Annotated in this window: 14 protein-coding genes; 12 read left to right on the plus strand and 2 right to left on the minus strand. The window is 37.9% G+C overall.

Features of this window, described 5'->3' with window-relative positions; all coding sequences use genetic code 11:
- The first annotated feature begins 24 nt into the window (after positions 1-24).
- Together ACSYSF_RS08840 and ACSYSF_RS08845 are read left to right on the plus strand one after the other, a co-directional pair.
- Positions 25-1041 (plus strand): zinc-dependent alcohol dehydrogenase family protein, encoded by a 1017-nt coding sequence (locus ACSYSF_RS08840; protein WP_489867656.1) that lies wholly within the window; start codon positions 25-27, stop codon positions 1039-1041.
- A 126-nt stretch (positions 1042-1167) separates the two neighbouring features.
- Positions 1168-2529 carry a hemolysin family protein gene (locus ACSYSF_RS08845; protein ID WP_489867657.1) on the plus strand — a complete coding sequence of 454 codons (1362 nt, stop codon included), beginning with the start codon at positions 1168-1170 and terminating at the stop codon, positions 2527-2529.
- Between the two features lie 65 nt (positions 2530-2594).
- Here the strand turns inward: ACSYSF_RS08845 and ACSYSF_RS08850 are convergent, their stop codons facing one another.
- A complete protein-coding gene (locus tag ACSYSF_RS08850) occupies positions 2595-2828 on the minus strand; it encodes a Veg family protein (protein WP_489868266.1) in 234 nt (77 codons plus the stop codon).
- Positions 2829-3065: 237 nt separating this feature from the next.
- Between ACSYSF_RS08850 and ACSYSF_RS08855 the strand changes: the two genes are divergently transcribed.
- The 10 genes from ACSYSF_RS08855 (at position 3066) to ACSYSF_RS08900 (ending at position 13223) form a co-directional block, all read left to right on the plus strand.
- Complete coding sequence (locus ACSYSF_RS08855) at positions 3066-3557, plus strand: deaminase (protein ID WP_489867658.1); 492 nt, start codon at positions 3066-3068, stop codon at positions 3555-3557.
- Positions 3558-3571: 14 nt separating this feature from the next.
- On the plus strand, positions 3572-4528 hold the full coding sequence (locus ACSYSF_RS08860; protein ID WP_489868267.1) for a thymidylate synthase: 957 nt from the start codon (positions 3572-3574) through the stop codon (positions 4526-4528).
- Positions 4529-4729: 201 nt separating this feature from the next.
- A complete protein-coding gene (locus ACSYSF_RS08865) occupies positions 4730-6049 on the plus strand; it encodes an LCP family protein (RefSeq protein ID WP_489867659.1) in 1320 nt (439 codons plus the stop codon).
- Between the two features lie 341 nt (positions 6050-6390).
- Positions 6391-7323: a phosphate/phosphite/phosphonate ABC transporter substrate-binding protein gene (locus ACSYSF_RS08870; RefSeq protein ID WP_489867660.1), complete on the plus strand. Its 933-nt coding sequence runs from the start codon at positions 6391-6393 to the stop codon at positions 7321-7323.
- 118 nt (positions 7324-7441) lie between these two features.
- Positions 7442-8206, plus strand: a complete 765-nt coding sequence (phnC, locus tag ACSYSF_RS08875; protein ID WP_489867661.1) for a phosphonate ABC transporter ATP-binding protein — start codon at positions 7442-7444, stop codon at positions 8204-8206.
- A gap of 3 nt (positions 8207-8209) precedes the next feature.
- The gene (phnE, locus tag ACSYSF_RS08880) at positions 8210-8992 is read left to right on the plus strand and encodes a phosphonate ABC transporter, permease protein PhnE (protein WP_489867662.1); all 783 of its coding nucleotides are present in this window, start codon (positions 8210-8212) and stop codon (positions 8990-8992) included.
- On the plus strand, positions 8992-9786 hold the full coding sequence (gene phnE, locus ACSYSF_RS08885) for a phosphonate ABC transporter, permease protein PhnE (protein ID WP_489867663.1): 795 nt from the start codon (positions 8992-8994) through the stop codon (positions 9784-9786). Before phnE (ACSYSF_RS08880) ends, phnE (ACSYSF_RS08885) begins: the two co-directional genes overlap by 1 nt.
- Positions 9787-9919: 133 nt before the next feature.
- A complete protein-coding gene (locus ACSYSF_RS08890; protein ID WP_489867664.1) occupies positions 9920-11476 on the plus strand; it encodes a bifunctional metallophosphatase/5'-nucleotidase in 1557 nt (518 codons plus the stop codon).
- 532 nt (positions 11477-12008) lie between these two features.
- A complete protein-coding gene (locus ACSYSF_RS08895; RefSeq protein ID WP_489867665.1) occupies positions 12009-12773 on the plus strand; it encodes a threonine/serine exporter family protein in 765 nt (254 codons plus the stop codon).
- On the plus strand, positions 12774-13223 hold the full coding sequence (locus tag ACSYSF_RS08900; protein ID WP_489867666.1) for a threonine/serine exporter family protein: 450 nt from the start codon (positions 12774-12776) through the stop codon (positions 13221-13223).
- A 38-nt stretch (positions 13224-13261) separates the two neighbouring features.
- On the opposite strand, the gene ACSYSF_RS08905 is transcribed toward ACSYSF_RS08900, so the two are convergent.
- Positions 13262-13543 carry a PspC domain-containing protein gene (locus ACSYSF_RS08905; protein ID WP_489867667.1) on the minus strand — a complete coding sequence of 94 codons (282 nt, stop codon included), beginning with the start codon at positions 13541-13543 and terminating at the stop codon, positions 13262-13264.
- Positions 13544-13602: the final 59 nt, after the last annotated feature.

Here is a 13602-nt window from a genome sequence, read left to right on the forward strand (position 1 = left end):
TATATATATAAAAGGAGATTTATCATGGAAGCCCTTGTTTTAGATGATATTAAAAAATTAGTTGTAAAAGATGTTGATCGTCCAAAAATTGCATCAAATGAAGTGTTGATTCACACTGCTTATGCTGGTATTTGTGGAACTGATCACGGATTATACGCTGGATTGCCAGGTTCAACCGATGCCGTGCCACCTATTGTATTAGGACACGAGAATTCTGGTGTTGTTGCTGAAATTGGTGAAGATGTTATGAATATCAAGGTTGGGGATCGTGTAACTGTTGACCCTAACATCTATTGTGGTCAATGCAAGTTCTGTCGTACTGGTCGCCCAGAACTATGTGAAAACTTATCTGCCATTGGTGTAACGCGTGATGGTGGTTTCGAAGAATACTTTACGGCGCCTGCATCAGTTGTTTACCAAGTACCAGATGATGTGTCATTGAAGTCAGCATCAGTTACTGAGCCTATTTCATGTGCTGTCCATGGTATCAAGTTATTGAAGTTATCTCCATATCAAAAGGCGTTAGTCATTGGGGACGGCTTTATGGGTGAGTTATTCGTGCAATTGTTGCAAGCTTATGGTGTACATCAAGTTGACTTAGCCGGTATTGTTGATGAAAAGTTAACCATGAATCGCGAACAATTTGGTGTTAAAAATACGTTTAATACCCAAAAGGGCGACGTTGTTCCTGAAGAAGAATATGATGTTGTTGTTGAAGCTGTTGGTATGCCACAAACACAAGAAGAAGCAATCAGTGCAGCTGCGCGTGGTGCGCAAGTTTTGATGTTTGGTGTTGGTGGACCAGATGCAACGTTCGAAATGAATACGTATGACATCTTCCAAAAGCAATTAACAATCCAAGGATCATTTATTAATCCAAATAGTTTTGAAGATTCATTGGCATTATTGTCATCAGGTAAGTTAAATGTTGAACCATTAATGTCACACGAATTAGACTATCAAACGGTTGATGATTTTGTTAACGGTAAATTAGGCGTGGTTTCTAAGGCCGTTGTCAAAGTTGGTGGTGAAGAAGCATAATAGCCAACTAATACTTGGTTTTAACAGTAACAAAGCGCTAATTCATTAAAAGCGGCAAGCACACATTATAAAATTTGATATAATATGAATAATTGACGGTATTATATTTGAAAGTAGGAAATGAATTTGAGTGAAGGAAGATTAATCATATCAATCATTGTGATTATCTTGGTATTAATGTTTGCTGCGCTGTGTGTGTCTGCCGAGTTTGCTTTAGTTAAAGTTAGACGAAGTGCATTGGTAGAAATGCAGGAAGCACGTGAAAAACCATCACGTAAAATAGCAAAGACAATCCACATGGTTGATAATTTAAATGAATATTTATCAACAACGCAGGTCGGTATTACACTTACTGGTTTGTTACTAGGTTGGATGGGTGAAGAGACAATTGCTCATTTGTTGCTAGCTGGTGGTGTGTTAGAAGAGATGACCGGACCTAGTTCGGCTGCAATTGCATCTATTATCGCGTTAGTTTTGCTAACTTATATTGAAGTTGTTTTGACAGAGTTGGTTCCTAAAAATGTTTCAATCGAGTTCCCGGTTAAGGTAGCGTTGTTTGTTTCTGGACCACTACGTCTATGCCACGTATTATTCTATCCATTTGTTTGGTTGCTTAATGCGTCAGCAACGGGTTTTACGCACTTAATCGGTGTTAAAACAGCATCTGAGGATAGTGAAGTTTATTCAGAAGCAGAAATCTTGAGCTTATCACGTAATGCTGCGCGTTCGGGTCAACTACAAAATGAAGACTATGTTTTCATGGAACGTGCCTTTGAGATGAATGATAAAGTGGCCAATGATATTATGATTGATCGTACGCAATTATTTGTGGTTGATGTACGCAGTACTATTGATGATGCTTTGCATGCGTACTTTGAAACTAAGCACTCACGTTTTCCAGTGGTTGCTGATGGCGATAAAGATAAGATTTTAGGTTATGTCTTTAATTACGATATTATGCGCCAAGCAGAAGCTGATCGTACTGTACCTGTTCGTAAGATTATTCGTAATATGCCAACAGTTCCTGAAAATATGCCAATTCAAGACGTTTTGAAGTTGATGATATCAAAGCGGACACCAATGATTGTCGTCAAAGATGAGTATGGTGGTACATCAGGTATCGTAACTGATAAAGATATTTACGAAGAGTTATTTGGTTCAGTACGTGATGAAGTGGATTGGGTTGTTGATGACTTAGTTGAAAAATTGGGTTCTGATGATCAACAACAAATGCACTATAAAGTTTCTGGAAAAATGACGGTTTATGATTTTGAACGGTATTTTAAGACTGATATCAAAGAATTTGATAAATCAGATATGGTAACTTTGACTGGTTTCATTCTTGAGCAATTCCCAGATATCAAAGAAGGTAGTACGGTCGAACTATCAGAGTTTGGCATTACGCCCCTTGATTTTAAGGATGCTTACATTAATGAATTTGAAGTTGTCCGTCTAGCTAAACCAAGGGTTGCAGCAGACGAGGAGTAAAAAATAAAGCGCTAGTTGTAATGACAATATCATTACAACTAGCGCTTTATTAATTTGACAGAAAATTAATTGAAATCAATTTCAATATTTTCTGTTAACACATCGGTGTAACTATATGAAGCACGATCAAATTCGTGTCCATCTTGTTCTAAATCAAGGACGAAAACTGAACGGAAGGTATTTCGTACGATAGCTTGGTGTTCAATGGTGCGGTGACGACTCTCATGGGTAGTCAAAGTGACTTGTTCACCAATGTGTTCATCTAATTGTTGCTTAATTTCTGCTAATGCTGCAGGCATAAGAACTCCTCTCATGGGGCACCCCCATAGCCAGCGACAAATGAAATCGCTGCGTGAATGTTGCCTATATAAAGACAAACTAAAGTTGTTTTGATTATAGCATAAATAAATTTTTTAATCAAATGTACATAACATTGCGATTATGGTAAAAATTATTTGTTGATAAAATATCAAGTCTTTTATTTAATGGTTATCCTTGCTAATATTAAGAACAATAAGTACAAATGGAGAGAGTGTATGAAGAAAGTAAATGATGAACGGATTACTTGGGCAAAATATTTTATGCTACAAGCAATCATGTTGGCAGCGCGAAGTACCTGTACACGGCTACATGTTGGGGCGGTTGTTGTAAAAGATGGTCGTATTATTGCTAGTGGTTATAATGGATCAGTTTCTGGCACACCGCATTGTACTGAAGTAGGGGATTTAATTGTTGATGGTCACTGTATTCGAGCTGTGCATGCGGAACAAAATGCATTAATGCAGTTAGCAAAGATGGGAATTAGTGCCGATGGTGCTGAAGTGTTTGTGACCGACTTCCCCTGTGCGCACTGCACAAAACTATTATTACAAGCCGGCATTAAAAAGATTAATTATTTACGTAATTATCATAATGATGATTTTGTGTCGGAATTGTTAACGGCGAAGAATGTCACGATTGAGCAAATCAAAGTTGATGAAAGTGATTTACAAAAGATTGATTTCCAATCGTATTTACAAAAAGATTAATAGAGGGATTAATGATGAGTAAAAATGAACAAGGTTATTTAGATTTAGCACAGGATATCTTAGATAATGGTTCGGTAAAAGGTGATCGTACTGGTACAGGGACTAAGTCAGTTTTTGGACGGCAACTACGTTTTGATATGAGTGAGGGCTTTCCATTATTAACAACGAAACGGGTACCATTTGGTCTAATTAAAAGTGAGTTGTTGTGGTTTTTGCGTGGTGATACAAATATTCGCTTCTTATTAGAACATAAAAATCACATTTGGGATGAATGGGCTTTTAAAAATTGGGTTGAGTCATCAGATTATGATGGTCCTGATATGACTGATTTTGGTCGTCGTTCATTAATTGATAATGATTTTAAAGCACAATATGATGAACAACATGCACGGTTTGTTGATCTAATTTTAAACGATGATGAGTTTGCGAAAAAATATGGCGAATTAGGGGATGTCTACGGTGCACAATGGCGTCATTGGCGTCGTGTGCAAGGTGGTTTCATTGATCAAATTCATGATGTGATTGAACAGATTAAACACAATCCAGATTCACGTCGTTTGATTGTAACGGCCTGGAATCCAGAGGATGTGCCAACGCAAGCATTGCCACCTTGCCATACGCTTTTCCAATTTTATGTGGTTGATGGTAAATTGAGTTTACAACTTTACCAACGTTCAGCTGATGTCTTTTTGGGTGTGCCATTTAATATTGCCTCATATTCATTATTGCTTCATATGGTGGCCGCTCAAACTGGCTTAGAACCAGGTGAATTTGTGCATACTTTTGGTGATACCCATATTTATTTGAACCATATTGACCAAGTAACGGAACAATTACAACGTGATATGAAGCCACTGCCTACGATTAGTTTGAATCCTGATGTTAAAGATATTGCTGACTACACAATGGCTGATATCAAATTAAATGATTATGATCCTCACCCAAGTATTAAAGCACCGGTTGCTGTTTAAATCCGGTGTGTCATGAAGCTTGACCAGTTTCAGTTTCATTATGAAACGGTTGTTAAGAACGAATTTTATATTATATAATTAAAAATTATGGTAATATGTAAAGGTTGCTATAAGTTTTTTCAAAGGAACTTTTTATAGACTGACTAAGTAAAATTTCGAAAATATAAAATCAATTTTTAACAGTTAAGAGAGGAGATGCTCATGAGTAATGAGCCGCAAACTCGACAAGAGCGACGGCAAGCTGAAGAAGCTTTAAAAAAGCAACAGCAGCAAGCTCGTCGTAAACGTGAAGGTGGGCCACGTGATTACAATGAAACAAAAGGACATAAACCACGTCGGCGTAAATTGCTTGGCGCCGTTTTGTTTGTCATTGCAATTATTGTTTTGATTACGGGTATCATGTTTGGTGTCGCCTATAACAAAACAAAAAATGCAATTGATGGTTCATATACTGAAACCGGATTAACCAAAGAACGTAATGTTTCAAATGTTATTAAAAAAGGTAAGCCATTTTCAGTTTTGTTGTTAGGAACTGATACAGGTGAATTGAATCGTAAGTATAAGGGTCGTACTGATTCGTTGATGGTTGTGACAGTTAATCCTAAAAAGGAAAAGGTAACTATCATGTCATTGCCACGTGATTCAGTTATCGCACCGGTGGGTTATGAGAAGGAATTCCCACAAAAGTTGAACTCAGCTTATGAATACGGTTCTGCTAAGACGACTATTCAGACAATTCAAAAATGGTTAAATGTACCAATTGATTATTATGCCCTAGTTAATATGGGTGGTTTGGAAAAGGTCATTAATCAAATGGATGGTGTGAAAGTTAAGTCACCACTAACCTTTAGTTATAATCCATATACTGCTCATAATAGTGGTGATTATATCTATAGTTTTAAGAAGGGTTCATCAAAGTACACCTATACTGAACGTGGTAAGACGAAGACTTACAATAAGATGGATGGAAAGGCTGCATTAGCATTTTCACGTATGCGTTATGATGATCCACAAGGTGATTATGGACGTCAGCAACGTCAACGAATGGTATTGCAAGCCATTGTGGATGAAGCCAAAGACAATCCAACGAAATTGGTTAATGAGAAGTTCTTGAATACAATTTCTGATTCAACGCAAACCGACTTGACCTTTGGTGATATGTTGTCAGTTGCTGCGCGTTATACGAGTGCAGCTAAAAACATTAAGCAAGATCATGCACAAGGAACGGAAATTGGCCTAACGTCAGGATCATCTGAGTTAATTCCAGCAAAAGAAAAGCAACGTGTGACGAACGTTTTGCGTAAGTCATTAGGTTTGAAGCATAAGAAGACCGGTACGATGTACGGTGGTAAAGTTTCTGATGCGACATTGTCAATTAATGGTTTACCTGGTAATGAAAGTGTTGCGTCAACAACTAACCAAGAAGTAGATAGCACATATGGTACACCAGCTAATGGTAGTACGTATGGTGCAGATGGTACTGGAGCTGATACTTATTATGGTGGTGGCGCTGGTTACTAATTATTTTTAAATAAATCAAAAAGATTGCGATATTTTTTCGCAATCTTTTTTTGTGCCATTCAATAATGCTCTAATTGTTTCTATTTTAAAACGCTTTCATGAGTAATTGTATTTTTAAAGTAATCAAATTTTATTAAACTATTGCAGTTTTTATAAGTGCATTTTCCTAAACACGAACATTAAATGAATAAATTATGTCTTTTAAAACGTTTAACGTACACTCTGTGAACAATTAAACATATTGACGTTTTAAATGTTCACTGTTATTATTTAAGTAACCTTTAAGCATGCGTATACAGAACGATTGTGTACATGATAAAAATTTAAGGAGTACAAGGGTAATGTTCAAAAAAGTTGTAGCGGGAGCCACTGTCGCAATGTTGGCCACGACGATTGTTTCAGCTGTTCCAGCAGTAACCGCAGATGCAGCATCAAAGAAAGTTGATTTGAAGGAATTAAACGTACAATTCGTACCATCATCTCAAGCAGATACAATTCAAGCAAAGGCTAAGCCATTGGAAAAGCTCCTAAAGAAGCAATTAGGTATTCCAGTGCACGTTACAATTTCAACTGATTACAATACAGTTGTTGAGGCAATGGGATCAGGTAAGGTCGATATGGGATTCTTGCCACCTGACCCTTATGTACAAGCACACAAGCAATACGGTGCAAAAGTTATTCTACAATCACAACGTTATGGTATTAACGATAAGAAGAACGATGGATCAGATACTGATAAGTTAGTCGATTACTACCGTGCTTTGGTATTGGTTAAGAAAGACTCAGGTATCAAGAATGCTAAGGATTTGAAGGGTAAGAAGATTGCTGTTCAAAACCCAACTTCTGATGCCGGATACATCTTCCCTGTTGTTGACTTAAACAAGAAGGGTATGAATGTTACTAAGAATTCTAAGTTAGTGACAGTTAAGGGTCATGATCAAGGTGTTATGTCAGTATTGAATGGTGATACTGATGCAGCCTTCATCTTTGACGATGCTCGTAATCTAGTTAAGAAGGATAATCCAGATGTATTCAAGGACACACGTGTTCTAGAGTACACGGCTAAGATTCCTAACGATACAATTACCCTACGTAAGGGCATCTCAAAGGCTGATGCAAAGACTATCCAAAAGGCTATGTTGAAGGTCTCAAAGACTGATAAGGGTAAGAAGGTCTTGAATGACGTTTATAGCTGGGCTGGCGTAAGCAAGTCAAAGGATTCAAACTTTGATACTGTTCGTAAGTACCAAAACAAGGTAGAAGATATTAAGTAATAATAAATAAATTAATAAGCATCTTCTTGAAGTGAGACTTGGGCATTTGTGTGCCTCAAGGCTCACTTTAGTACATATAAGAAATATATATAGTGATATAAGATAGGATGGGAAAAGTATGGCTAGTGGTTTAGGCACCATCAAAATTAATGATGTATCAAAAGTTTATCCAAATGGAACAGTTGGATTGGATCACATTAATCTTGATATCAAATCAGGTGAATTCGTCGTAATTGTTGGTTTATCTGGTGCTGGAAAGAGTACATTATTGCGTGCAATTAATCGTCTTCATGATGTTAGTGAAGGTGAGATTTTGTTAGATGATGTTGATATTACAAAATCAAAAGGGAAAGCATTGCGTGAACAACGACGTAATATTGCAATGATTTTCCAAAACTTTAACTTGGTTAAGCGCGCAACAGTTGCTCGTAACGTGTTAGCAGGTCGTGTTGGTTATTATTCAACATTTAGAAGTACTTTTGGTCTTTTCTCTAAAGAAGATAAAGAGAAGGCTGCTGCTAATCTAGACCGTGTGAATATGTTGGATAAGTACTATACACGTGCTGATGAGTTGTCTGGTGGACAACAACAACGTGTTGCGATTGCTCGTTCAATGATGCAATCACCAAATGTTGTTTTGGCCGATGAGCCCATTGCATCACTTGATCCAAAAACAACCAAAATGGTTATGGATGATTTGCAACATCTAAATGATATGGGTATGACGGTTGTTGTTAATTTGCACAGTGTGGAACTAGCAATGGCATATGGTACGCGAATCGTTGGCTTACGTGGTGGTAAATTGGTTTATGATAAGCCAATTGATCAAGTGAACGAAGATGATTTTGATGAGATTTATGCTGAAAGTGAAAATGAGGAGTAGGATATGAACGCAACTTTACCTGAACGCCAATTCAGTGAAAAGTGGCATGTTAAGGGCAGCTTGGCTGTTCTCCTATTTGTCTTAATTTTTATTGGATCTGGTTACAATACTGGTGTGACAGCGACTTTTAGTTGGGACCAATTCTGGGACCTCTTAATTCGTATGATGCACCCTGATTGGTCATTTATTTCAACGATTATTAAACCAATTGCTGAAACAATTCAAATGGCCTTAGTTGGAACCTTATTAGGAACAATTATTGCGATTCCATTTAGTTTATTGGCTGCTCGTAATATTGTTAAGAACACTTATCTACGTGGTATTGTCCGTTTCTTCTTAAATCTAGTACGTGCTTTACCTGATTTGCTACTAGCCGCTGTGTTTGTTGCCATTGTTGGTATTGGCCCAATGGCCGGTGTTGGTGCTTTGACCGTGTTTAGTTTTGGAATGATTTCTAAACTATTCTATGAAGCAATCGAAACAATTGACGAAGGACCAATTGAAGCCTTAACTTCAGTTGGTGCGAATGGTATGCAAAGAATTGTTTTTGCGGTTATCCCACAAGTTATGAACCAATTTTTGAGTTTCTTCTTGTATACATTAGAAATCAACGTCCGTGCTTCAACAGTCTTAGGTTACTTGGGAGCTGGTGGTGTTGGACTATACTTGGATCAAACTTTGTCACTATTCCGTTATGATCGTACAGCAATTGTTATCTTAGCAATTCTAGTGGTCGTAATTGTTGTTGACGGTATTTCTAATCGACTACGGGAGGCGTTGGCATAATGCAAAAAATTCAACGAAATCCGTGGCAAAAATATGGTCCATGGATCATAGCAGTAGTTGTGGTATTAATTTTTGTCTGGGCATTTTCAGGAATCCCACTATCATCAGTTAAACCACAAGCCGCACAAGTTACAAAATCAATTATTGATGGTCTATTCCATCCCGACTGGTCATACGTATATACTGGCGACGGTGAAGACTTAGTTAGTGCCTTAATTGAAACGCTAGCTATCGCATTCTTAGGTACGTTTATTTCAGCCATCCTAACTTTGCCATTTGCGTTCTTGGCCGCTCGTACAAAGAAGGGTTTCTTTACGCCACGTTCAACGTTGGGTAAATTAATTTTGACAATTATTCGTGTCTTCCCTGAAATTGTATTGGCAATTATGTTCATTAAGGCCGTTGGACCTGGTGCTTATGCCGGTGTCTTGGCAGTATCAATTCATTCAATTGGTATGCTTGGAAAGCTATTCTCAGAAGCTATTGAGAATATTGATCGTGGTCCTAATGAAGCCATTATCGCTGCTGGTGGTTCAGCATTAGACGGATTGACTTTGGCAACCTTCCCAGCAGTTATGCCTGAATTTATGAACTATACGTTGTATCGTTTCGAAATTGCGGTACGTTCAGCTTCAATTCTAGGAATTGTTGGTGCCGGTGGTATTGGTGCGCCATTAATCTTTGCGCTACAAACCCGTCAATGGCCAAAAGTTGGTATTATCCTACTAGGAATTATCGTGATGGTTACAGTCATTGATTTCCTATCTGGTCAATTGCGTAAGCGTTTAGTTTAATTAATGTTAAATATTAACCAAAAGGGCTAGCCTTTTGAAATATACGAAAAGGGTCGAAGTCTTCCGATAGTTGGAACTGACTTCGACTTTTTATCGTTAAGCATAAAACAAAATGTTATAAGGAGAATAACAAATGCAAGTTTCAATTCTATCAACATCAGACGTTCATGGTTACATCCGTGCTGACGATTTTCGGCGACCACTGTTAAATAATCAATTAGGGCTAACAAGAGCTGCAACGGTGATTGCTGACCAACAAAAGCAGGTTCATGATGCAGGGGATGTTGTCATCACCATTGAAAATGGGGACTTTATTCAAGGTTCACCTTTGACTAATTACATCCAAAAAGTTGTACCCGACCAAACTGATATGTATCAGAAGTTGGCTGATGCAATTTCATATGATGTGCGTATTTTAGGAAATCACGAGTTTAATTTTGGCCGTGAATACATTGAAACTGTGTTTGCAAATACTGATAATTTATTGAACGCCAATATTTTGGATGAACAAACGCAACAGCCATTTGTTGGTAAGCCATATCAAATTTTTGAACGCAAAGGTGTCAAGATTGGTGTGATTGGTTTAACGACACAATTTATCCCACATTGGGAGCAGCCATCACATATTAAGGGCTTGGTTTTTAATGATCCAGTGGACACTGCTGAACAATATATTGCACAACTACGTCCACAAGTTGATGTGCTGGTATTAGCTTACCATGGTGGTTTTGCTGAAGACTTGCAAACGGGTGAACCACTAGAAGCTTTAACATCTGAAAACCAAGGTTATCAGTTATTGCAATTAGATGGTGTGGATGCTTTGGTAACAGGGCATCAACATCGTGAAATTGCTGAGGTTGTTAATGGTGTGCCAACGACCCAACCAGGTTATCGTGGTGATTATGTTGGCTTAATGACTTTGACTTTGGATGATAATCAAAAACGTATTGCAGCCACAGCGGAAATCTTACCAACTGGTGAAGTACCAGAACGCGCTGATATTGTTGATATGATTGATCCATTACAAAAGCAAGTGAATGACTGGTTAGATACACCAGTTGGTCATGTTGGTGATAATATGCAAATTACCGACCATTTTGCAGCGCGTTTGCACAATCATCCATTCATCGAACTAGTTAATCAGGTGCAAATGGATGCCACACAGACACAAATTTCAAATACAGCATTGTTCAATAATGAAGTGCGTGGCTTAGAAGACGCCGTTACCCAACGTGATATTATGACCAATTACATTTTCCCTAATACATTAGTTGTGGAAGCATTAACAGGTCAAGACATTAAGGATGCGTTAGAAGTAAATGCCTGTTACTTTAAGTTAGATGATAATGGGAAAGTGACACTTAATCCATTATTTACGATGCCAAAGGTGCAACACTATAATTATGATATTTGGAGTGGTATTGACTATACGTTTGATTTAACTAAGCCAATGGGTGAACGTGTTGTGGCGATTGAAAAAGATGGTCAACCACTTGATTTAACAAAGACTTATGAAGTTACAATGAATAATTATCGTGCCGGTGGTGCTGGGAACTTCCCAATGTTTTCAATGGACAAAGCTGTCCGTGAAGTGCAACGCGAGACAGCTGATTTAATTGGTGAATATATTATGGATCATCCACAAATTCATATTGCACAACCAACAAATTTGACGATTATCAGTAAGTAGGGCTGACAGTCATTGTGATATGACAATAAGTGAAAAGTTTAAGAGGTTGGGACAAAAGAAAATGTTCCAACTTTTTTAGTATAAACGCGTTCACAAAGACTGGATTCTCAATGTAACGAATTTGCCCGCTTCACGGTCTGATGACCGCAAAACGTCCAAACACCGTTACACACCGAATCCAAAGCGTCTTTGTTCTCGCTCTGGCATAAACGCGTTCACAAAGACTGGATTCTCAATGTAACGAATTTGCCCGCTTCACGGTCTGACGACCGCAAAACGTCCAAACACCGTTACACACCGAATCCAAAGCGTCTTTGTTCTCGCTCTGGCATAAACGCGTTCACAAAAGCTGAACCTTCAATATAACATCATTGGCCCCAATCATCTCCTGCGCGTTGCTCCGGCAATGATTGTTCCCAACAACGTTATACCCCAGGTTCAACCCGCTTTTGTTCTCACTCTCGTTTTTTATTTAGGTATCCATTAAACTGCCTATTAAGGTATGATAGTAAATGATTATGGAGGTAATGCAATGGTTAACGATTTAGATCATATCATTGATGTATGTGGCATGATTGCCAGAATCTTGCTAGAAAGTGGTGCTGAAACTACGCGTGTTGAGTCAACCATTGATTACGTTGGTGTGGCAGCAGCTGTTGATTTAAATTGTCACGCAACAATGACCGCTATTTTTATTAGTACAGCTAATGGGTCAAAGACACATTTAGTGAAACCCAATGTTTCGTCATTTAATTTACAAAAGGTAGATGATATTAATACAGTGTCGCGGCAATTTACCGCCCATGAAATTAGTTTTGCAGAATTGGAACAAAAAGTACGGGCAATCGACGAGAAAGTCATTGATTTTACGTGGCCACAAAAGATTATTAGTGCCGGTTTGGTATCTGTTGCACCGATGTTATTATTCAAAGCAACTTGGGATGATTTATTTTTAGCATTTTTTGTTGGTATTTTAGGATATTTAGCTTTGAAGTGGGGCGATAAGCATGCGTCAGCACCTTATTTTGGTGCCATTCTTGGTGGGCTAGTTATCAGTCTATTAGCAACCGTGCTACAAAAAGTGGGTCTGGCAGACAGTTCAGCAAATATTATCATTAGTGCTTTGATGCCATTAGTGCCAGGGGTGCCAATCACAAATTCGCTACGTGAAATTATTGATCGTGATATTATTTCTGGTTTAGTACGTGGAATTGATGCCGTGATGATTGCTGGTTGTATTGGAATTGGTGCAATTATGGGGAGTTTTATTGTCCACTTACTAACGGGAGGCATTTAAATGACACTATTAGTAGGATTTATTTTTAGTTTTTTATCAACGATAGGCTTTGGTGTGATTACCAATGTGCCAAGACGAGTATTGTTATATGCTGGTGTAACCGGCGCATGTGCTTGGACGGTTTATTTGTTAGTAACACCATTAACAAATAACTTGATTTTGCCTAATTTTCTAGCAGCCTTGGTTATTGGTTTATTAGGGAGTATGTCAGCAATTTTGGTAAAAGCCCCTGTTAATATGATTTACGTTCCCAGTCTGGTTTCTTTGGTGCCAGGTGTTATCATCTATGCAAGTTTGAAAGAATTTACTTTGGGCAACTATGTCAATGCAGGTCGTAACTTGATTAAAACGTTGGCAATTGCTTTAGCCATTGATATCGGCTTTGCTATTGCTGAGTCAGTGTTTAGACGAGTGCGCAAGTTCATTATTCAAAATAAAACAAGAGATTAGGACGCGTTACTCCAATCTCTTGTTTTTATTTGTAAATATTATAATTCATCATGATCGTCATCATCAGAGGTGACGTCTTTACGCTGGCCATTGGCTGATTCATCAAATTCATATTTCGTGTGATGTGACTGAATAGGTTCTGGCATAATAAAAACAGCAGCGATATATAAGAAGACAAATGGGAAGAAACCAGTGAAAATTGTTGCTGCGACAAACAACAAACGAACTAGTGCAGCGTCTAAGTTAAAGTATTCTGATAAACCACCTAGTACACCACTTAGGACACGATCATCTGATTTAGTTAACTTTTTCTTTGCCATGATAAAACCTACTTTCTATTTATTTGTTGAAAAATAAAACGCTTTACAGATAAGTGTTT

It is taken from the genome of Weissella sp. ESL1139, assembly GCF_058506735.1.